This window comes from Nocardia sp. PLKS1-43 (genome assembly GCF_059510335.1).
This window is the reverse complement of record NZ_JCAJZQ010000004.1, coordinates 338549-359149: the sequence shown is the minus strand read 5'-3', so window position 1 is coordinate 359149 and position 20601 is coordinate 338549. Positions and strand designations below refer to the sequence as shown.

The 20601-nt window shown below is 68.0% G+C and carries 20 protein-coding genes and 2 pseudogenes; 6 read left to right on the top strand and 16 right to left on the bottom strand.

The features are described 5' to 3' along the window. Positions 1-100: 100 nt before the first annotated feature. From AC5WS7_RS17220 to AC5WS7_RS17205, 4 genes are all read right to left on the bottom strand, one after another. Positions 101-1177, bottom strand: a complete 1077-nt coding sequence (locus AC5WS7_RS17220; RefSeq protein ID WP_495955937.1) for a CaiB/BaiF CoA transferase family protein — start codon at positions 1175-1177, stop codon at positions 101-103. A gap of 76 nt (positions 1178-1253) precedes the next feature. Beyond that, a complete protein-coding gene (locus AC5WS7_RS17215; RefSeq protein ID WP_495955496.1) occupies positions 1254-2210 on the bottom strand; it encodes an LLM class F420-dependent oxidoreductase in 957 nt (318 codons plus the stop codon). Positions 2211-2262: 52 nt separating this feature from the next. After that, entirely contained in the window at positions 2263-2664 is a 402-nt protein-coding gene (locus AC5WS7_RS17210; protein ID WP_495955495.1) for a cobalamin B12-binding domain-containing protein, read from the bottom strand. Next, complete coding sequence (locus tag AC5WS7_RS17205; protein WP_495955494.1) at positions 2664-4241, bottom strand: methylmalonyl-CoA mutase family protein; 1578 nt, start codon at positions 4239-4241, stop codon at positions 2664-2666. Before AC5WS7_RS17205 ends, AC5WS7_RS17210 begins: the two co-directional genes overlap by 1 nt. Positions 4242-4330: 89 nt before the next feature. Between AC5WS7_RS17205 and AC5WS7_RS17200 the strand changes: the two genes are divergently transcribed. Both AC5WS7_RS17200 and AC5WS7_RS17195 read left to right on the top strand, forming a co-directional pair. Then, positions 4331-5161 (top strand): SDR family oxidoreductase, encoded by an 831-nt coding sequence (locus AC5WS7_RS17200; RefSeq protein WP_495955493.1) that lies wholly within the window; start codon positions 4331-4333, stop codon positions 5159-5161. A 149-nt stretch (positions 5162-5310) separates the two neighbouring features. Continuing rightward, positions 5311-6942 carry an MFS transporter gene (locus AC5WS7_RS17195; protein ID WP_495955492.1) on the top strand — a complete coding sequence of 544 codons (1632 nt, stop codon included), beginning with the start codon at positions 5311-5313 and terminating at the stop codon, positions 6940-6942. Positions 6943-6995: 53 nt separating this feature from the next. On the opposite strand, the gene AC5WS7_RS17190 is transcribed toward AC5WS7_RS17195, so the two are convergent. After that, positions 6996-7847 carry an MSCRAMM family protein gene (locus tag AC5WS7_RS17190; RefSeq protein WP_495955936.1) on the bottom strand — a complete coding sequence of 284 codons (852 nt, stop codon included), beginning with the start codon at positions 7845-7847 and terminating at the stop codon, positions 6996-6998. Positions 7848-7940: 93 nt separating this feature from the next. Beyond that, a pseudogene (locus AC5WS7_RS17185) lies at positions 7941-9344 on the bottom strand (MFS transporter); the annotation flags it as partial. A 139-nt stretch (positions 9345-9483) separates the two neighbouring features. Here AC5WS7_RS17185 and AC5WS7_RS17180 point away from each other — a divergent pair. After that, positions 9484-9960, top strand: coding sequence for a MarR family winged helix-turn-helix transcriptional regulator (locus tag AC5WS7_RS17180; protein ID WP_495955491.1), 477 nt, complete (start codon positions 9484-9486; stop codon positions 9958-9960). Positions 9961-10020: 60 nt separating this feature from the next. Here the strand turns inward: AC5WS7_RS17180 and AC5WS7_RS17175 are convergent, their stop codons facing one another. From AC5WS7_RS17175 to AC5WS7_RS17150, 6 genes are all read right to left on the bottom strand, one after another. Continuing rightward, a complete protein-coding gene (locus tag AC5WS7_RS17175) occupies positions 10021-10509 on the bottom strand; it encodes a hypothetical protein (protein ID WP_495955490.1) in 489 nt (162 codons plus the stop codon). Between the two features lie 78 nt (positions 10510-10587). Continuing rightward, a complete protein-coding gene (dapB, locus tag AC5WS7_RS17170; RefSeq protein ID WP_495955489.1) occupies positions 10588-11343 on the bottom strand; it encodes a 4-hydroxy-tetrahydrodipicolinate reductase in 756 nt (251 codons plus the stop codon). Positions 11344-11434: 91 nt separating this feature from the next. Then, positions 11435-12550, bottom strand: a complete 1116-nt coding sequence (locus AC5WS7_RS17165; RefSeq protein WP_495955488.1) for an alcohol dehydrogenase catalytic domain-containing protein — start codon at positions 12548-12550, stop codon at positions 11435-11437. A 62-nt stretch (positions 12551-12612) separates the two neighbouring features. Beyond that, positions 12613-13386, bottom strand: coding sequence for a sulfotransferase family protein (locus AC5WS7_RS17160; RefSeq protein WP_495955487.1), 774 nt, complete (start codon positions 13384-13386; stop codon positions 12613-12615). A 47-nt stretch (positions 13387-13433) separates the two neighbouring features. Beyond that, the gene (locus AC5WS7_RS17155) at positions 13434-14867 is read right to left on the bottom strand and encodes a pentapeptide repeat-containing protein (protein WP_495955486.1); all 1434 of its coding nucleotides are present in this window, start codon (positions 14865-14867) and stop codon (positions 13434-13436) included. 54 nt (positions 14868-14921) lie between these two features. After that, positions 14922-16136 carry an MFS transporter gene (locus AC5WS7_RS17150; RefSeq protein WP_495955485.1) on the bottom strand — a complete coding sequence of 405 codons (1215 nt, stop codon included), beginning with the start codon at positions 16134-16136 and terminating at the stop codon, positions 14922-14924. An 89-nt stretch (positions 16137-16225) separates the two neighbouring features. Here AC5WS7_RS17150 and AC5WS7_RS17145 point away from each other — a divergent pair, with 89 nt between their 5' ends. Next, positions 16226-16552, top strand: coding sequence for an ArsR/SmtB family transcription factor (locus tag AC5WS7_RS17145; RefSeq protein ID WP_495955484.1), 327 nt, complete (start codon positions 16226-16228; stop codon positions 16550-16552). Here the strand turns inward: AC5WS7_RS17145 and AC5WS7_RS17140 are convergent, their stop codons facing one another. Continuing rightward, positions 16553-17104: a TetR/AcrR family transcriptional regulator gene (locus AC5WS7_RS17140; protein ID WP_495955483.1), complete on the bottom strand. Its 552-nt coding sequence runs from the start codon at positions 17102-17104 to the stop codon at positions 16553-16555. It abuts the gene before it with no gap. Positions 17105-17191: 87 nt separating this feature from the next. Between AC5WS7_RS17140 and AC5WS7_RS17135 the strand changes: the two are divergent. Both AC5WS7_RS17135 and AC5WS7_RS17130 read left to right on the top strand, forming a co-directional pair. Continuing rightward, positions 17192-17794, top strand: a pseudogene (locus tag AC5WS7_RS17135) (SDR family NAD(P)-dependent oxidoreductase); the annotation flags it as partial. A 391-nt stretch (positions 17795-18185) separates the two neighbouring features. Continuing rightward, positions 18186-18434 (top strand): hypothetical protein, encoded by a 249-nt coding sequence (locus tag AC5WS7_RS17130; RefSeq protein ID WP_495955482.1) that lies wholly within the window; start codon positions 18186-18188, stop codon positions 18432-18434. Positions 18435-18491: 57 nt separating this feature from the next. Here the strand turns inward: AC5WS7_RS17130 and AC5WS7_RS17125 are convergent, their stop codons facing one another. The 3 genes from AC5WS7_RS17125 to AC5WS7_RS17115 all read right to left on the bottom strand — a co-directional run bounded on the left by AC5WS7_RS17125 (position 18492) and on the right by AC5WS7_RS17115 (position 20536). Then, the gene (locus tag AC5WS7_RS17125) at positions 18492-18803 is read right to left on the bottom strand and encodes a helix-turn-helix domain-containing protein (RefSeq protein WP_495955481.1); all 312 of its coding nucleotides are present in this window, start codon (positions 18801-18803) and stop codon (positions 18492-18494) included. A 122-nt stretch (positions 18804-18925) separates the two neighbouring features. Next, positions 18926-19120 (bottom strand): type II toxin-antitoxin system RelE/ParE family toxin, encoded by a 195-nt coding sequence (locus tag AC5WS7_RS17120; RefSeq protein WP_495955480.1) that lies wholly within the window; start codon positions 19118-19120, stop codon positions 18926-18928. A gap of 99 nt (positions 19121-19219) precedes the next feature. After that, positions 19220-20536 (bottom strand): M16 family metallopeptidase, encoded by a 1317-nt coding sequence (locus AC5WS7_RS17115; protein WP_495955935.1) that lies wholly within the window; start codon positions 20534-20536, stop codon positions 19220-19222. Between the last annotated feature and the right edge of the window lie 65 nt (positions 20537-20601).

The window sequence follows — 20601 nt, the reverse complement described above, 5'->3', positions numbered from 1 at the left end:
TCCGCACCATGGCGCGTCGACGCTCCCGAATCAACCCGTGGGACCGGGCAATTCGGGACCAGCTCGCTGGTGTCGGAATCCAGTTGCACGGGACCGGCTTTCAGCGACCGGCTTCGCCGAGAGCCGGGGGCGGGCCGTACTCGGGTTCGTATCCGGCGATCTTGATCGGACTGCGGATCAGCCGGAATTCACCCGCGGTGACGATCGCCTCCGGGGTCGCGGCCAGCGCTTCGGGCAGAGTGCGCACCGCCGCCGCGGGAATTCCCAAGGGGCGCAGCCGGTTCTGCCACCCCGCAGCGGTGTCGGCGGCCAGAGCGGCGGTGACGGCGGTCAGCACCTCGTCCCGACGGGAGGCGCGTTCGGCCATGGTCTCGAAACCGGCGACTCCGGCCTCGGCGGCGAAGGTCTTCCAGAACCCGTCGTGCGTGATGAACAGCGCCAGATACCCCTCGGCGGTCGGGAACAATTGCGCCGGAACGTAATACGAGTGCGCACCGAAGGGACGGCGCCGGGGTTCGGCGCCGGTGCCCAGGTAGGCGGCGGCGTGGTAGTTGAGCTGGGAGAGCATCACGTCGTAGAGCGAGACGTCGACCTGCCCGCCGCGGCCCGAGACGATCTGCGCGAGCAGCCCCAGCGCGGCGGTCAGGCCGGTGGAATTGTCCGCGGAGGAGTATCCGGGCAATGTGGGCGGGCCGTCCGGGTCACCGGTCATGGCCGCGATTCCGGTCGACGCCTGCACGACGTAGTCGAAGGCCGGGTCGTCGCCGCCCTCCAGGCCGAATCCGGTGATCGCCACGCATACGATCCGCTCGTTCCACCGGCGCAGCGCTGCATAGGTCAGCCCGAGCCGCCGGATCGCCGAGGGCTTCAGATTCACCAGCAGCGCATGCGATTTCGCGGCCAGCTCACCCAGCCGCTCCTGTCCGCCGGGCGAGGTCAGATCGATGCACAGGCTGCGCTTGCCGCGATTGAGACTGGCGAAATAAGTGTCGCCGACCTGCCGGGAGATCTCCCCCGCGGCCGGTTCCAGCTTGGTCACCTCCGCACCGAGATCGGCCAGCATCATGGTCGCGTAAGGCCCGGCCAGCATGGTGCCGACCTCCAGGATCCGAAGACCGGCCAGCGGCCCGCCGCCGGCCGTGTCCGGCTCCGGCGACACTCGTTCATCCGGTCGCATCTGCATCACCCGTTCTCCGCGAACCCCGCCGACGCGCGATCCGGTCGGCGTTCCGAATTCCCTTGCAGGGCAAGGACTAACGCAACTCCCGCGCGACCTCGGCGATCATCTCGCGGGTGCGGCGCTTGGAGGCGCGCAACTCGTCGAGCGTGTCCCCGATCGGCAGCAGCCGCACCGACACATCCGTCGCCCCGGCCTCGGCGTACCGGCGCAGCCCCGCCACGATCGCCGCCTCGTCTCCCGCGACGCACATGTCGCCGACGTCGCGGGCGTCGCCCTGGTCCAGCAGCCGTTGATAGTTCGGCGAGACCTCCGCTTCGGCGAGGATGCGGTTGGCCCGTTCCTTGGCCTGATCCACCTCACCGGGACGGCACAGGCACACCGGCAGCCCCGCCACGATGCGCGGAGCCGGGCGGCCCGCGTCGGCGGCGGCCTTGGTGATCTTCGGCGCGATGTGGTCGGCGATCGCGCGCTCGTCGGCCATCCACAGCACGGTGCCGTCCGCACGCTCCCCCGCGATGCGCAACATCACCGGTCCCAGCGCGGCCACCAGCACGGGTATCGGGGCCACCGGCCCCAGATCCAGCGGATTGCGCACGGTGAACGTCTCGTTCTCCACCTCCACCGAACCTGGCCCGCCCAGTGCGGGATTCAGCACGTCGAGGTAGTCGCGCGTGTAGGCGGCCGGCTTGTCGTACGGCAGCCCCAGCATGTCCCGCACGATCCAGTGATGCGACGGTCCCACGCCGAGTGCGAGCCGCCCGCCCGCCGCGGCCTGTGCCGAGAGCGCCTGCCGCGCAAGAGCGATCGGGTGTTGCGCCTGCAAAGGCACCACGGCCGTGCCCAATTCGATGCGCGAGGTCTTCAGCCCCATCAGCGCGACGGTGATCATGGCGTCGAAATCGGTGGGTATCTGCGGAATCCACGCGGTGTCCAGGCCGGCGGACTCCGCCCATTCGATATCGGCCAGCATCCGATCGAGCTTGCGCGCGGCATCGCCCTTCTCCGGGCCGATCATCACTCCGATACGCACGATTTTCCTCCAGTTCCAAGCACTTTCACAGCGCGATTCGCCGACAACGCGTTCAGGACGGCGCCGGTGTGCCGGTCAGTTTGCGGATCTCGGCGACAAGGACCTCCAGCGGCGTACCGGTCGGGAATACCGCCGCGGCCCCGGCCTCCGCCAGCCGCGACACATCCGCCTGCGGAATCGTGCCGCCCACCACCACGGCGATATCCCCGGCGTCCGCGGCGCGCAGCGCGTCCACCACCCGCTTGGTCAACGCCAGATGCGCACCGGACAGGATGCTCAGGCCCACGACGGCCACGTCCTCCTGCAACGCGATCGAGACGATGTCCTCCACGCGCTGGCGAATGCCGGTGTAGATCACCTCGAATCCCGCATCGCGCAACGTGCGCGCGACGATCTTCGCGCCGCGATCGTGTCCGTCCAGTCCCGGCTTGGCGACCAGTACCCGCGCGGTCATCAGAACACCACCGGCTGCTGGAATTCGCCCCACACCGATTTCAGCGCGGCGGTCATCTCCCCGACCGTGCAATAGGCGTTGGCGCAGTCGATCAGGCGGTCCATCAGATTCTCGTCTCCCTCCGCGGCGCGCGACAGTGCGGTCAGGGTGGAACGCACTGCGGCGGAATCCCGTTCGGCCTTCACCTTGGCCAGGCGCTGCAACTGCACCTCGCGCCCCTGCGCATCGAGTTCGTAGGTGCCGATATCGGGTGCGGGCTCGTCGGAGACGAACCGGTTCACCCCGACCACCGGACGTTCGCCCGATTCGATCTGCTGATGCGCCTTGTACGCCTCGTCTGCGATCAGCCCCTGCAGATAGCCGTCCTCGATGCAGCGCACCATCCCGCCGTGCCGGTCCAGATCGGCCATGATCTCGACGATGCGCGCCTCGGTCTCGTCGGTCAGCGCCTCGACGAAGTACGAGCCGCCGAGCGGATCCGCGACCCGGGTCACGCCGGTCTCGTAGGCCAGGATCTGCTGGGTGCGCAGCGCCATGGTCGCCGATTCCTCACTGGGCAGCGCGAACGGCTCGTCCCAGGCCGCGGTGAACATCGACTGCACCCCGCCCAGCACCGAGGCCAGCGCCTCGTAGGCGATGCGGACCAGATTGTTCTGTGCCTGCGGCGCGTACAGCGACGCACCGCCGGAGACGCAGCCGAACCGGAACATCGAGGCCTTGTCCTTGGTCGCGCCGTACCGCTCGCGCACGATGGTGGCCCAGCGTCGCCGTCCCGCACGGTATTTCGCGATCTCCTCGAAGAAGTCGCCGTGCGTGTAGAAGAAGAAGGAGACCTGCGGCGCGAACTGATCGATGCTCATCCGCCCGCGTTCGACGACGGTGTCGCAGTAGGTGACGCCATCGGCGAGGGTGAACGCCATCTCCTGCACCGCGGTGGCGCCCGCATCGCGAAAGTGCGCGCCCGCCACCGAGATCGCGTTGAACCGCGGCACCTGCGCGGCACAGAACTCGATGGTGTCCGCGATCAGCCGCAGCGACGGTTCGGGCGGCCAGATCCAGGTGCCGCGCGAGGCGTACTCCTTGAGGATGTCGTTCTGGATCGTGCCGGTGAGCTTTTCGCGCGGCACGCCCTTCTTCTCCGCGGCCGCGACGTAGAACGCCAGCAGGATCGCGGCGGTGCCGTTGATGGTGAAGCTGGTGGAGATCTTGTCCAACGGGATTCCGTCGAACAGGATCTCGGCATCGGCGAGGGTGTCCACGGCGACGCCGACCCGGCCGACCTCCTCGCTCACCTCGGGATCGTCGGAGTCGTAACCACATTGGGTCGGCAGGTCCAGTGCCACCGACAGCCCGGTGCCGCCCTGTTCGAGCAGATAGCGGTAACGCCGGTTGGACTCCTCGGCGGTGCCGAATCCGGAGTACTGCCGGAAGGTCCACAGCCGCCCCCGATAGCCGGAGGCGAAATTCCCGCGCGTGAAGGGATACTCGCCCGGCGCGGGCGGATCGGCTCGCCGATCCTGCGGTCCGTACACCGCTTCGAGCGGGATACCGGACGAGGTCTGCACTTCGTTGTTCATCAGTGAATACGGTACTTGCCAAAAAAGAGAATGCCAATACCATCAGGTGTGAATGCCTGATCACGAACCTGTTGCGACCGAGGAGCACGATGTCCGACCACCTACCGCTGACCGCTCGCACGATGGTGATCTCCGGGGCGAGCCGCGGCATCGGCCTGGCGATCGCGATCGCCGCCGCCCGGCAAGGGGCCAATGTCGCACTGCTGGCCAAGACCGCCGAACCTCATCCACGCCTGCCCGGCACCGTGCACACCGCCGCCGCGCAGATCGAGGCGGCGGGCGGCAAGGCCGCAGCCGTGGTCGGCGACGTGCGCCGCGAGGAGGATGTCGAGCGCGTGGTGAACACCGCGGTGGAACGCTTCGGCGGCATCGACATCTGCGTGAACAACGCCAGCGCCATCGCGACCGAACCCACCGAGCAGCTCGCGGCCAAGAAGTTCGCGCTGATGACCGATATCAACCTGACCGGCACCTTCCTGCTCACCCGGGCCTGCCTGCCGCATCTGCGCAAGTCGGCGAATCCGCACGTGCTGACCATCGCCCCGCCGATCAACATGAATCCGCGCTGGCTCGGCGCGCACCCGTCCTACACCCTGTCCAAGTACGGGATGACCCTGCTCTCACAGGGCTGGGCGGCCGAATACGCCGATGCGGGAATAGCTTTCAACTGCCTGTGGCCGCAGACGTACATCGCCACCTCCGCGGTGGCGAACCTGCGGGACGGCGACGAGCAACTCGCCGCCGCGCGCAGTCCGGAGATCATGGCCGACGCCGCGGTGGCGATCGTGTCCCGGCCCGCGCGCAAGACCACCGCCAACTGCTTCCTGGATACCGACGCGCTGGCTCACTACGCGGGCGTCAACGACTTCTCCCGCTACGGCGGGGGGCCGAATCCGACACCGGATCTCTTCCTCGACTGAGCGGGCGGCCGAGCAGGGCGAGAGCGGCACAAACACGATTTGAAAATGATGCTTGTGAAATTCGAGAATCCGCTTACCATGAATCCCTAGCGAGACCTCGATCACATTCGACATCTCGCATTCATATTGCCCTGCTTCAGGAGCTTCCCATGTCCACCACCGAAACCAGCCCTCCGCCGGACCACCTCGACAGCCCTGCCGAGAACGACACCGGCCGCTTGGACGGAGCATCCCGGCTGCGGATCTTCGCCATCCTGATCGTCATCGTGCTCTACACCGAAGTCGTCCCGCTGCAGTACACGATGGTCTCCGCGGCCCTGCAGAAGATGACCAAGACATTCAGCACGGTCGGCGGCAACATCAACTGGGCGGTCATCATTCTGGGATTGGTGGGCGCCGCCGCGACGCCGCTGATCGGCAAGGCCAGCGACGCCTGGGGGAAGAAGAAACTGTTCCTGGCCACCGGGGTCTGCTTCTTCGTCGGCTGCGTCATCTGCGCGTTGACCAGCAACTGGACCATCTTCCTGATCGGCCGCGGCCTGGCGGCGTTCTCCATCGCCAGCCAGGTCGTCGCCTACGGCCTGATCCGAGATCTGATCCCGCGCAAGTACATTCCGCTCGGCGTCGGCATGATCGGCGCGGGCCTGGGGTTCTCCGGGGCGATCGCGCCACTGATCGGCGGCTTCCTGGTCGACCACTTCGAGTGGCGGGCGATGTTCTGGTTCCTGGCCGCGTTCACCTTCGTGCTCACGCCGCTGGTGATCTGGATCGTGCCGGAGACGAAACTGCGGGTGCGCGAACGCTTCGACCCGTTCGGCGCGATCCTGCTGTCCGCGGGCGCGCTGTTCACCCTGCTGTACCTGGACAACGGTCAGACCTGGGGCTGGGGTCGGCCGTCGGCGCTGGCCTGGCTCATCGGCGGTCTGGTCATGCTGGTGCTCTTCGTCGTGGTCGAGTTCCGGGTATCGCGGCCGATCATGGACATGAAACTCCTGGTCAACCCGAAAGTCAGTCTGACCCTGCTGATGACCGCGTTCGGCGTCGGCATCACCGCGGTGCAGCCGCTGACCCTGGGCTATATGACCCAGACCCCGAACGTCGATGGTCTGCGCGAGAACGTGGTGCAAGGCGTTGTGGCACAAGCACATCAGATGACCGGGCTGACGCTGCCGGCGAGTCTGGTGCACGTGGGCTTCGATCCGGGATACAGCTACGGCAACGGCTTCAGCATGCTCGGATACGCACTGCACGTGGGCATCTGGGCCGGCCTGCTGGGCATGGTCGTCGGACCGATCGCCGGTGCGATGGCCCGTCGGTTCGGCGCCCGGATCCCGGCGATTCTTGCGTTCAGCATTCTCACGGTCTCGGGTATCGGATTCGTCGTGTTCCACTACAGCTGGATCACGTACCTGGTGCTGTATCTGTTGGCGGGCATCGGATTCGGCTGCTTCTACGCCGCGGGGCCCAACCTCATCATGGACGCGGTGCCGCAGGAGCAGCAGGGCATCAGCGCGGGCATGCTCGGGGTCACCATGAGCATGGGTTCGGCCGTCTGCATGGCGATCACCACCGCACTGCTGAACAACCACCCGGTCAAGGCGCATATAGACGTGATGGGGCATTCCACCGTCCAGACGATTCCGCAGGTCTTCGCCGACCGCGGGTACACGCTGAGTTTCTGGGTAGTGCTGGCCACCACGATCGTCGCGCTGGTCGTCGCCGTGCTGATGCGGCACGGCCGCAGCCCGGCCACCGGCGGGGCGGTGACGACCGAGGCATAACGAAAAACTCGGTGCCCGAACATGTTTCGGGCACCGAATTTCGCGGCCGCGGATCAGCGGGCCGAGGTCTGCTCCATCGAGGCGGTCGCCGGGCTGTCGTGGCCCAGGTGCGCGTCCACGCCCTGCACGGCGTCACCGTGCACGCTGACCTGCATGACGACCGGCGCATAACCGCTGACCACGACGGTGTAGTCGCCGTCGGACAGGTTGGCGAAGGTGTAGCTCCCGTCCGCACCGGTGGTCATGGTGTCCACCACGTGCCCGGCCGGATCCATCAACGTCACCTGCGCGTCGTGCAGGGGCCGGTCGTCCGAGCGGACCCGGACCACACCGCTCAGCCGTGCGCCGGGCCGCAGCATCACCGAGATCTCGGTGATCCCGGTGCCGCTCACCAGGACCGGAACGGCCGTGGGGTGGAAGCCGTCGGCGCTCACCGCGACGATGAATTCCCCCTCGGGCAGGTCGGACAGGCCGAACCGGCCCAGGATGTCGGTCTCGGCCGAGGCCACCACCTCACCGCGCGGGTCCAGGGCCGCGACCCGCGCCTCGGGCACCGGGTCCTCGCCGGGGACGCGAGTGACGGTTCCGGCCAGGGTGCCCATGCCCGCGAGGGTCACCTCGCAGGCGGTCGGGACCTGGCCCACCACGACCGTCGAGGCGTCGGGGCGGCGGCCCTCCGCCGAGGCGATCAGCACGTACGAGCCCGCGGCCGGGACGGCGAGTTCGTAGTAGCCGTCGTGGCGCGCGACCGCACGACCCAGCTGACTGCCCGAGGTCGAGATCAGCGTCAGCGTCGCACCGGGCACCACGGGCCCGCCCGCATCCCGCACCCGGCCGTAAATCGAAGGGCCGGCGACGGTTTCGGGGATCGTCTCGCCCGCGTAACGGTCCGCGGCGATCTGCACCGACGCCGGGAGGACACCCGCGACCGGCACCGAATCGACTTCCGCGGCAACAAGGTCGGCCTCGCCCGCCGTATGCGCGACCGCCGCCTCCGCCGCGGCGGCCGCCGTGCGGCGCACCGGAATCACGATCGCGATGATCGCGGCCACGATCGAGACGCCGCAGCCGATCAGCAGGCCGGTGCGGAATCCGTTCTCGGTCGGGATGCTGTGCCCGGCGAAGCTGACGCTCATCTGCGCGAGCACCACGCCGATCACGGCCGAGGAGACCGAGGTGCCGATCGAGCGCATCAGGGTGTTGAAGCTGTTGGCCGCGGCCGACTCCGCCACCGGCACACCGCCCATGATCAGCGCGGGCATCGCGCCGTAGGCGAATCCGGTGCCCGAGCTGATGATGATCGTGACGATCATCAGCGTCCAGGGGTTGCCCATCAGCACCATCGACAGGCCGTAGCCCACGGCCATGATCAGGGCGCCGACGGTCAGGGTCACCTTGGGCCCGCGCGCCGCCGACAGTTTGGCACTGGGCACCGAGAGCAGCATCATCATCAAACCGCCCGGCGCCATGAACAGACCCATCGCCATCATCGACTGGCCCAGGCCGTAACCGGTGATCTTGGGCAGCTGCAGCAACTGCGGGACGATCAGCGACTGTGAGTACATCGCGACGCCGATCCCGATCGATGCGATGTTGGTCATCAGCACCTGCGGGCGCGCGGTGGTGCGCAGATCGACAAGCGGTGCGCTGGTTCGCAATTCCCACCAGCCCCACAGCAGCAGCACCACGACCGCACCGACGAACAGCCCGATGATGCTGGCACTGCCCCAGCCCCAGGAACCGCCCTTGGACACCGCGAGCAGCAGGCACACCAGCCCCGCTCCCAGCCCGATCGCGCCGAGTACGTCGAAACGGCCGGCGGAACCGGCGGGTGCGATCTTCGGCAGCGCGAGGTAGATCAGCGCCGCGACGATCACCCCGGCCGCCGCGACGCCCCAGAACAACACCCGCCAGCTGCTGTACTGCACCACCGCGGCGGACAACGGAAGCCCCAGTGCGCCACCGATTCCCAGTGATGAGCTGATCAGCGCGATGCCCGACCCGAGCCGCTCGGGCGGAAGCAGATCGCGCAGCGCGGCGATCCCGACCGGGATGATGCCGACGCTCATACCCTGCAAACCGCGGCCGACGATCATCGGCAGCAGCGAGGAGGACACCGCGCACACCACCGAACCCACGATCAGCGGAACGGTCGACCCCAGTAGCACCAGGCGCTTTCCGTACATGTCACCGAGGCGTCCGGCGACCGGTGTGCAAACAGCCGCGACGAGCAGGCTCGCGGTCACCACCCAGGTCGCGTTCGCCGTCGAGGTGTGCAGCAGCTGCGGCATCTGGCCCAGCAGCGGGATCACCAACGTCTGCGTCAATGACGCGACGATGCCGGCGATCGCCAGCACCGCCAGGATGCCGCCGGATCTGGCGGCGGCTTTCGTTTCGGCCACGTCAATCTCCTCATAGGTCACGCCGTTAGTATGTAGTATGCATACTATGTGCGTGATGCACAACATTTGTCGAGTGCACAAAGATGTGCGGTTCGTCTCGCCGGCAGGTCACAGCGAGCACGGCGGAAGGGAGTTCAGCATGGGCGGGCCGGTGGACCTGGTCGAATTCGAGAGCATGCTCCTGACGAAGTACACCCTCGACCCGCGCTTCCGCAGCGGGAACGGGCTACTCGAGCGCAGCGCCTACCTGCTGCTGAGTCGCATCGAGGCAGCGGGGCCGCAAACCATCCGGCAGTTCGGCGACGCGCTGCGCCTGGACGCCTCGACCCTGAACCGCCAGACCCGGGCGATGCTGCGGGACCGGCTCGTCGAACGCATCCCCGATCCCGAGGGCGGTATCGCGCGCAAGTTCCAGCTCACCGAGGCGGGCCGGCGCCGCCTGCACGCCGCCCGCGCGGTCAACGTCGAGGGGATGACCCGGGTGATGGCCGACTGGTCCGGCGAGGACATCGCCGCCTTCGCCGGCTATTTGCGCCGGTTCAACATGGATATCGAACGTCTCGACGGCCGCCCGTGGCCCCGCCCCGACTCCCGCGAAACCACCCCGGCGACCTGACCCGAGCGGCGAATTTCGCCACCGGCTCGCGTTCGGGTCGGCGAATTCGGTTGCGTTGATTCACTTCTCGCGGTCGCGCTCGGCGCGCTCGAGTGCCACCGCCCGGCGCATCACCTCGCGGGCGCGGGTGCGGTCGCCCGCGTAGTCGTAGGCCCGGGCCGCGCGATAGTTGTTGCGCCAATCATCCGGCGCGGCTTCCCATTCCGCTTTGACCTGCTCGAAAAGCGCGTCTGCGGCATCCTTCTCGATCCGGCCGGACGGGCGGCGCGGCAGATCGGAGACGTCCAGCTCCCGACCCTCCTCGTGGATGCGCCGGGCCAGATGCTGATGGGCCAGCGCGGCACGGATACTCGTGGCCACGACCCAGACGCCGATGAGCCCGAGAATGAAAACGCCGGCGCCCATGGCGATTCCGGCGGCCTTGCCGGAGGCGATGAGCGCGACCGCGATCCGGCCCAGCAGCAGGAAGTAGACCACCAGCGCGACGACCAGGAACACGATCGTCCCGACCGTCCGCACCAGACGCCCGTTGTCGTTCGTCTCACTCACAGCAGGCCCCGAACGCATTCGGCCGCACCACGCGTCCGGCTTCCACCCGGTTCACCGAACTGCCGGGCCACCGGATGCTCACAGGTCCAGCAGGGGGTCGAGGCCGACGGTCAGGCCGGGCCGCGACCCGATCTGCCGCACTCCCAGCAGCACACCCGGCGCGAACGAGGTCCGGTCGAGGGAGTCGTGGCGGATGGTCAAGGTCTCGCCCTGGGTGCCGAACAGCACCTCCTGATGGGCGACGAGTCCGGCCAGCCGCACCGAATGCACCCGCACCCCGTCCACGCTCGCGCCCCGCGCGCCATCGAGTTCGGTGGTGGTCGCGTCGGGGCTCGGGCCCACACCCGCACTCTTGCGCGCCGCGGCGATGATGCCCGCCGTGCGGTACGCGGTGCCCGAGGGCGCGTCGGCCTTGTTCGGGTGGTGCAGTTCGATGACCTCCACCGAATCGAACCAGCGCGCGGCCTGTTCGGCGAACCGCATCGACAGCACCGCCCCGATCGCGAAGTTCGGCGCGATGAGCACCCCGACCTCCGGCCGGTCCGCGAGCCACGCCCGCACCTGCCCGAGGCGGGCGTCGTCGAATCCGGTGGTGCCCACGACCGCGTGAATCCCGTGTTCGACCAGCCACCGGAGATTGGGCATCACCACGTCGGGATGGGTGAAATCGACCACCACCTGCGCACCCGCCGCGGTGAATCCGTCGAGCGCGTCGCCCTTGTCGAGTCCGGCGACCAGGTCCAGCTCCGGCGCCGCCTCGACCGCCGCACAGATCGCCTGTCCGACCTTGCCCCGCGCGCCGAGTACACCCACCCGGATCCGGTTCGCGCTCACCCTTGACTCCTCACATGCCGGTCGACAACCTCCGCCGAGCCTACTGCGCTGGACCGCCGCCGACCCGACGCCCCCGCACGCGCGTGACCGGTCAGTCGAAGACGATGACCTGCCGCAGTCCGTGTCCGGCGGCGAGTTCGTCCATCCCGTGGTTGATCTGCTCGAGCCGGAGCCGGGAGGAAACCAGCCGCTCGACCGGCAGCCTGCCCTCGCGCCACATCCGCACATAGGTCGGGATATCCCGGGCGGGCACCGCGGAACCGAGGTAGCTGCCGACGATGGACCGGCCCTGGGCAACCAGCCCCAACGGTGAAATACTCGCCCGCGCTTCGGGATTGGGCAATCCGACGGTCACCGTGGTGCCTCCGGGCGCGGTCGCGGCGACCGCGGTCTCGAAGGCCCGCACATTGCCAGCGGCCTCGACCACGACGTCGGCGGTGATCGCCCGCTCGCCCAGCTGCGCCGGGGTGTACACCTGGTCCGCGCCGAGTTCCGTTGCCAGGGAGAGCTTTTCGGGCAGGGGATCGACCGCGATCACCTCGCTGCCCAACTCCGCGCGCAACGAGGCCGCCACCAGCACCGCCGCCATCCCGACCCCGCCCAGCCCGACCACCACGACCCGGTCGCCCGGCCCCGGCCTCGCCGAATTGAGCAGTGCCCCACCGCCGGTCAGCACCGCACAGCCCAGCACCGCGGCGACCTCGGGAGGTACGTCGTCGTCCACGGGCACCACCGAACGGCGGTCGACGACCGCGTGCGTGGCGAATCCGGACACCCCCAGATGATGCTGGACCGTCTCCCCGTCCCGCCGCAGTCGCCGTCCGCCGCCGAGCAACTCACCGGCATTGTTCGCGACGCTGCCGGGTACGCACGGTGTGCGGCCTTCGGTGGCGCACCCCTCGCACTGCCCGCAGCGCGGCAGGAACGTCATCACCACGCGCTGCCCCACCGGCAGATCGCTGTCGCCCGGACCGATCGCCTCGACCCGCCCGGCCGCCTCGTGCCCGAGCAGCATCGGCACCGGACGCACGCGGTTCCCGTCCACCACGGACAGATCCGAATGGCACAACCCGGCCGCCTCGATCCGCACCAGCAACTCGCCGGGACCAGGTTCGGCCAGGTCCAGCTCGCCGACCACGAGCGGGCCCGATTCGGCGTACGGCGCGGGCGCACCGATTCGTTCCAGAACTGCACCACGAATCTTCATGACTCGAACGCTACCGCTCCGCCTCGGGCGCCGGCCGCGATCCGCCGCACAACCCGCGCGGCCTACAGGTGGTAGTCGTACGCCTTGGCGATGGTCCGCAGGCCCTCGTCGAACAGCAGATATCGCAGGTCGATCGGCATATCCTGCCAGGAACGCAGTTCGCGCTCGCCGTGCAGGCCGAGGTTGTGCACCTTGTGGTCGAAGACCGTCATATCGAAGCCCGCGGGATCGAGCCCGGCGAATTCGCCGACGCCACGGACCGCCGCCTCGCGGTCGGCGATGAAGTCCTCGTACCGCACCGGCAGCACCGGAACCGAGCCGGATTCCAGGAACGAGGCCGCGATCCGCTTCCAGTGCCCGAACGACAACTCGGTATCCGCGCGGGTCCACCAGCCGCGGCTTTCCCATTCGTCCAGACTTGACAGCACATCGCGAGGATCGCGGACGATGAAGATCACCCGCAACTCCGGCAGGTAGCGCTGCAACCGTTCGGCGAACTCCCGGTCGAACCGGACTTCCTTGAAGCCCCACACCCGGGCATCCGGCGCGTGGAACAGCCGGGTGATGAACTCCGTCGACGCCTCTCGCATCCGGTCCGGTTCCGGCATGAGATTCGCCAGGAATCCCTGGTATCCGTACACCGCGAACTCCGTACGCCCCGCCTCGCCGTGCACCACGCTGTGACCGATCAGACCCTCGACCGCATCGAGGACCCGGGCCAGCCACCCGTGCTGCTCGCCCCAGATGAACGCGTCGGGGTGGGACGAGATCAGCCGCTGCACCAGCGTGCTGCCACAGCGCTGACCAGCGCCGAAAATCACGAGCGGAGAGGACACGTCGCGATGTTAACTTGCGGATGGAACCTGTGCAGTGCCTGTGCCGCTCAGCTCACCGTCGGCGGCAAGGGGGCCGGTGGCCAGCTCTCGGGAGTGATCCGCGCGGGCTTGCGGGCGGGGTCGACCTCCCAGTCGAGGCGGACCCCCACCCAGGCGCTCGGCGTGTCGAACCGGGTGCGCTGGGACTCGAAACGCGCTCTGCGGAAGGTGATCTCGCCGAAGAAGTCACCCTCGGAGAAATTCGTGTCGCGGCCGTCGAAGACAGTGTCGTCGAACGAGATCGCGCCGTGGTACTCGGCGGCGGAGAAGTCGACGGTGAGCGTCGGGCTGCGCCGCCAACGTGAGCGTACGCCGAACCGCGCGCCGTCGAGGGCGACCCGCGCGGCGTAGAAGTGGGCGCGCGTGAACGATATTCGGGCACTGTCGAATTCGGCGCCCTCGAAACGCACCGCGGCGCCCTCGAAGGTCGCGCCGCCGAATTCCGTCCGCTCCGTGCGGAATACCGTCTCGGCGAAAGACGTCCGCTCGCCGCGGAAGGCCACGTCGCCGAAGATCACCGCGGGCCCGCGGAATACGGTTCGGTCGAAGGAGACCGGCGATTCGAACACCGCACCCTCGAAACGTGTGCCGGCCCCGGGTAGTTCGGTCCCGGCCCGCTCGGCCGGGGCGAACTCCGCGTCCCGGAACAGCGTGGTGGCACCGCGAAACTCACAGCTGCGAAAGGAGATGTACTGCCCGATGAATCGGGCATGCTCGAACGTGGTGGCCCGCTTGCCGATGAACACCGCTCGCGCGAAATAGGTTCGCTCGCCCGCGAATACCGCGTACCGGAAGTCCGAATCCTCCAGCACCGCTCCGGAGAAATCGAAATTGCACCGTGACCAGGAGACCTCGGCGGACGCGCGCACATGCGCGACGATCACGTCGACGACGGCACGACGCACCTCCCGGTCGTTCTGCCGCAATTGATATCGCAGCTCCCGCTTGACTCCGGCCTCCTCGATGGTCTCGGTGCGCTGCGCCAGATGATCGGCCCCCGACTCGGGCTCGTACGGCAGTCGCAGGTATCCGCACAGCACATCGACGCACTGCTGTCGCCGGCCCGGCGCGCCGAATTCGTCGGCGACGCCGGCCATGGCGTATACCCCGGCGATGCGCACCGCCACATCGGCGTCGCCGAGTTGTCGCGCTGCCGCGCCGAACAATTCGGCGAATCGCCCGCGTTCACCGTCGCGCTGTTTTCGATAGGCGACGACCAGTGCGACCGCACCGCCGACACCGGCCGCCACCGACAGCGCGATCTTGGTCAAATCGACCTGGTCGGGCGTCTGCGCCTTGGCGCCCAGCAGAATCCACAACACCCACCAGGCCAGCACCGCGATTCCCAGCCCGCCCAGCACCACGAACACCACCGACAACAACAACGCGTACCGCTGCAATCTGCCGGTGAGACGTTCCCGGGTTCTCCCCCTCCACCGCATAGCGGCATGGTAACCACAAATCACCGCCGGCGGCAGTGCGAGATCGACTGGCGGTCAACCCTGCTCGGCCCGCTGACCGCGCACGCCGATCACCGCGGCGCCCACGCAGGCCGCCGCCACCACGATCACGAACCAGGGGAAAATCGCGTCCATACCCCACCGGGTCGCGGCCCATCCCGCCAGTACCGTCGGCAGCGCCATCGCGGTATACGCGAGCAGGTAATACGCCGACATGGTCTCCCCACGCCGATGCTGCGGAACCACATTGGACAGATGCCGCAGCGATCCGCCGAAACCGAGTCCGAAGGTCGCGCCCAGAAACACCCCGGCGAGCAGCACCAGCACCCAATTGCGTGTCGCCAGTGCGGGAATGGTGAGCAGCAGCGCCACGGCCATGCCCAGATCGCCGCCGATGGCCGCGCGCCGGGCCGGGATCGCGGTGGCGAACAACTGCGCGAGCGCACCGGCCGTAGCGGTCGAGGCCACCACCGCACCGCCGAAGACCAGATTGTGCACACCGGTTTTCGCCGAGGCCAGCGACGGGTACAGCGAGAGCAGCACGCCCAGCACCGACCACGCCGCCATCACGCCCAGCGCCGAGAACCAGAAGTCCGCCCGGATTTCCTGCGGCACGGCGGGTTTCGCGATGCGGATGCGTCCGGCGGCCCGCGCGGTGTGCGGTTCGCGCATGACCAGTACCGCCGCCCCGATCAGCAGGCACAGGACCGTGATCACCAGATACGGAGTCCGCAGCGGATGCGGGACGTACTGCGCCAGCGCGGCCGAGCCCAGAATCGCCACGGCCATACCGACATTGAAGGACACACCGCTGAGCTGCCCGCTCCGCGCGCCGTGCGCGGGCTTCAAATCCAGTAGCGCGGCGGCTCCCGCCACGACCATCGATCCCACCGCGAGACCGTGTAATGCCCGCGCCAGCACCAGCATCGCCACATTGTCCGCGAAGACGAACACCACGAGTCCGACGATCATCGTCCCGATCGCCCCGAGCAGCACGGGTTTTCGCCCCACCACATCGGAGATGCGTCCGGACACCAGCACCGCCGCCAGGGCCGCGACCGCGTAGACCGCGAACACGATGGTGGTGGTGAACGCCGAGAAGTGCCATTGCTTCTGGTACAGCCCGTACAGCGGCGCGGGCGCGCCGGACACCCCGAGCGCCACTCCGGTGGCCAGCAGTATCAGCGCGTACGCCCAGGATTGCACGGGCCCTTTCGCAGGGGCCGGGGCTGTCGCCGCAGTCGCTACCATGTCGCTCCCCATCAGGTAAGTTTGATTTTGATCGAACTCAACGACCGTCGATGCGGTTTGATTCCCATCAAACCAAAGTGAGGTGGGCCATGGTGAACACGACAGCGACCGTGGAGTCCTTTCCGGTCGGCTCGGTCCAGGACGTCCTGGCCGCCCTCCAGGACCCGGTACGCCTGGAAATGGTGCGCCGCCTGGCGAACGCCGGGACCGCACAGCGATGCGGCGCCCTCTACGACACGATCAACAAATCCACCGCGACCCACCACCTGAAGACGCTGCGCGAGGCGGGCCTCACCGAACGCATCGTCGACGAGGGCCAGGTCTACGCGCGCCTGCGCCGCACCGAGGTGGACGCCGAACTCCCCGGCCTGCTCGACTCGATCATCGCCGCCGCGAACCGCGCGCACACCGGCTGATCACCGGGCGCGCAACCCGTCCAGCACGAAGGTGAGCGAGCGCCGCCAGGCCGGTGTCCCGACGTTCTCGCCGAGCAGCGATAACGCCCAGATCAGATTCACCACGTCGATATCGGCGGCGTCGGCGCGCAACACCCCGTCCCGCCGCGCGCGATCCAGCACCGCGGACAATCCCGCCATCCCCCGCGAACACGCCTGAACCAGTTGGGTCGCGGCCGGATGATCCGCGGTGAACGCCTCGAACAACGCCCGGTCCGCGGTGAACCGGCTCAGCAGAGCCTCCACGAATCCGGTCAGCGCAATCCACGAATCCGGTTCGGCCGCAGCCTGTTCAGCGAATTCGTCCAGCTCGGCCACCCGCTGCGGGACCAGCGCGTCGATGAGCGCGTCGCGATTCGGGAAGTGGTTGTAGAGCGTGCCGATGCTGACTCCCGCGCGCCGCGCGACCTCCTCCAGGGAGCCCGACAACCCCTGTTCGGTGAACACCGCCGCGGCCTCGCGCAGCAGCCTGTCGCGGTTACGGGCCGCGTCGCGGCGCATCGGTCGGGGCACCGGACCATCATACAAAACTCGAGGGCCGCCTCAGGATTGTGCTAACCTCAAAATCTGAGGGGGCCCTCAATATTTAGGAGACCGACCATGACGAACACCACGCGCACGGCCGTGATCATCGGCGTCGGCCCAGGCCTCGGCATGTCCATGGCGCGCCGATTCGGGAGGGAGGGGTACCGGATCGCCCTGATCTCGCGCAGCGATGCTCGGCACGGCGCTTATCTGGCCGATCTGGCCGCCCTGGGCATCGACGCCACCGCCCACACCGCCGACGTCACCGATTCGGATCGGCTCGCCACGGTCCTGGCGCAGATCGCCGCGGCCGGGGATATCGAATTCGCTTACTACGGACCCGCCCCCGCGCAGTTGCCGGTGCCGATCGCCCGGATCGACGTGCCGACCACGCGGGCGGCGTTCGACTGGCTCTGGCCGGCGATACAGGTGGTCGGCGCGGTGCTGCCGGGAATGCTGGAACGCGGCGCGGGCGGGGTGATCATCGCGGGCGGGCTGTCCAGCGTCCGCCCGTTGCCGATGCTGGGCCAACTCGCGCTCCTGGTCGCGGCACTGCGCAATTACGCACTCACCCTCAATGCCGCACTCGCCGAGCAGGGCGTCTACGCGGGCACACTCACCATCGGCGGCTTGGTCGAACGCGGCGACATCCACGCCACGGTCACCGCCGATCCCGCCGCTTGCGGTGCGGCACAAGGGCATACGCTCAACCCTGAGGAAATCGCCGAGACCGCCTGGGAGATGTACCGGAAACGGGACCGCGCCGAAACGGTTTCGACGTTCTGGGCTGACATTCCGCTCGCGGCCCGCCCGGGCTCACAAGCGGCGCGCGACGGCGGATCAGCCCGATATTGCCGGGTTTTCAGCAGCTCCGAGCGCTTCGGAGTATGTCCCGCGCTTCCAGGCGGCACTGAAGATCGGCTGAAGATCCGTACGCCGATGAGGCCCGCTTCGAGGCCCTTTTCCCAAGTAGCACAGCATTTCTCGGGCGTTTCGGCGCACCTGTGGGATCGGGCGCGACCAACTACGCTCGCCAGCGTCCGAATCCCACACACAGGAGGTACTCGAGATGCGAATTTCCAAGCTGCGGTTGGGAATTGCCGCCGTCATCGGAGCGGTGGCGTTCACCGGCATCGGTGCGGGCGCGGCCTACGCGTTCCAGCCGCACATGCTCACCGCGCGCGGCGACCTGCAGGCCGCCCAGGGCGAGTTGCAGCAGGCGGCCCCGGACAAGGCCGGCCATCGGGTCAACGCCGAACGTCTCGTACAGCAGGCGATCAACGAGGTGAATGCCGGAATCCAAGCAGGCGCGCAATAAACCAGGCTGCCAGAAGACGCCGGACAACTTCCCGATGTCCGGCCCGCAGTCGAAAGGTCAGGCAGCGTCCGGCTTCTCGAACCGAGCGACGAATCGCAGTTCGAGTGCATGCGCCAATCTCTCGAGCATGCCGATCGTCGGTGTCCCGCCACCCGATTCGAGCCGAGATACCTCGGGTTGACGAAGCCCGGCACGCTGTGCCAGTTGTATCTGAGTCAGTCCGAGTTCGAGTCGCCGCTCGCGAATCGCGTTGGCGAATTCGATGGCGAGCCTCGCCTCCTCGCGACCCGCACTGTATTCAGCGGGATCGAAACCGGGCCTGCCGGTCCGCTCGCGCCGCAAATCGTCCATGGACATGCCTTCAGTCATCGCCATTCACCTTCCCTGTCGAAGCCGATTCGGGCGTGCTCATGGTCGGCTTCACACACCTTCCGTAGCACCTCTGCTCGCTCGACCTCTGCAGTCTCGCGTCCGAGTCTTGCGGAATACCGTCAGCAGCACGATCCGCCGCCCGGGGGCGAGCAATAAGTAATGCGCATCTCCTTCGGGTGCAAATGAAACCGAAGTTCTCGCACCCCGTCTCCGAGATAACGAGACCAGGGCTCCCCCAACGTCTCCGCGCACTCCGCAAGCATGCCGACGTAGGTATCCACGCGACCGAAATCCTTGTCCGAAAGCGAACGCAACCAATCAGCTACTCAGGTTGCACCTCAACAGCATAGAGGCTCATAGGATAGACCTTATATAGGATCTATCCTATGAGCAAAGGGGCCCGCTGACTGGAATCAATCCGCCAAACGGCGTACCGCGGCCGGCAGATCCCGGGCGCGACGGTAGGGGCCCGCCACCGAGACTGCGAAGGGACGGGACAGCAGGGTGCGGGCTACCGCCGAAACCTCGGCCGTGGTGACCGAATCTATGCGGGTCAGCGTTTCCGAGACGCTGCGGTGGTTGCCGTAGCTGAGTTCGCTGCGGCCGATGCGGTTCATCCGGGAACCCGAATCCTCCAGGCCCAGAACCAGACCGCCGCGCAGCGAGCCCTTGGCCCGGGCGCATTCGGCATCGGTGATGCCTTCCGCGGCAACCTCTTCCAGGACGCCACGCGCCAAACTCGCTACCTGGCCCAGGTTTTCGGGCTGGCAACCCAGGTACACCGAGAACGCGCCGGTGTCGGCGAAGGTGTCCACGCTCGAATACACCGAATACGCCAGGCCGCGTTCCTCCCGGATGCGCTGGAACAACCGCGAGGAAAGACCGCCGCCGAGCACGGTGTTCAGCACCGACAGCGGCCAGCGCTTCTCACCCTCGTGCCGCCCGAACGCGCGGACGCCGAACACCAGATGCGCCTGCTCGCTGTCCCGGTACATCCATTGCAGCTGCGGCGGGGTGTGCGTGCGGAACCGGCCCTCCCGGCGCGGAGCGGGCTCGCGAACCGGGTCGAGCCGGGCCGCGAACGCCCGCCGCACCAACTCGACCGTGTGCTCGTGCTCGACGTTTCCGGCCACCGCGACGACCATCCGGTCCGGACGGTAACGACGCTGATGGAACCCGCGCAGCTGATTCGCGGACATCGACTCGATGGACTCGACCGTGCCGATCACCGGACGGCCCACCGGATGGTCGCCGAACAGCGCGGTGAGGAACGCATCGCCGACCATGTCCTCCGGATCGTCGTCGCGCATCGAGATCTCCTCGAGCACCACCTGACGCTCCACATCCACGTCCGAGGCTCGGCACAGCCCGTTGAGCACGACATCGGACACCAGATCCACCGCCAGCGGCAGATCCTCGTCCAGCACGTGCGCGTAGTAACAGGTCTGCTCCTTGGCGGTGAACGCGTTCAGCTCACCGCCGACCGCGTCCACGGCCTGCGCGATATCCAGTGCCGTGCGGGTCGGAGTCGCCTTGAACAGCAGATGTTCCAGGAAATGCGCGGCGCCGGCCACGCTCGGGCCCTCGTCGCGCGAACCGACGCCGACCCACACTCCGACCGATGCCGACCGCACCCCGGGCACGAATTCGGTGACCACGCGCAGCCCGCCGGGCAGCACGGTGCGACGCACCCCGCTCTCGCCCGGCAGGGGCGGCGCCGTGTTCAGCAGAGACGAACCCCCCTGCCCGCCGTTCACGAGCAAGGGGGTCGAAAGCGCCGCGGCGTTCTTCTTCG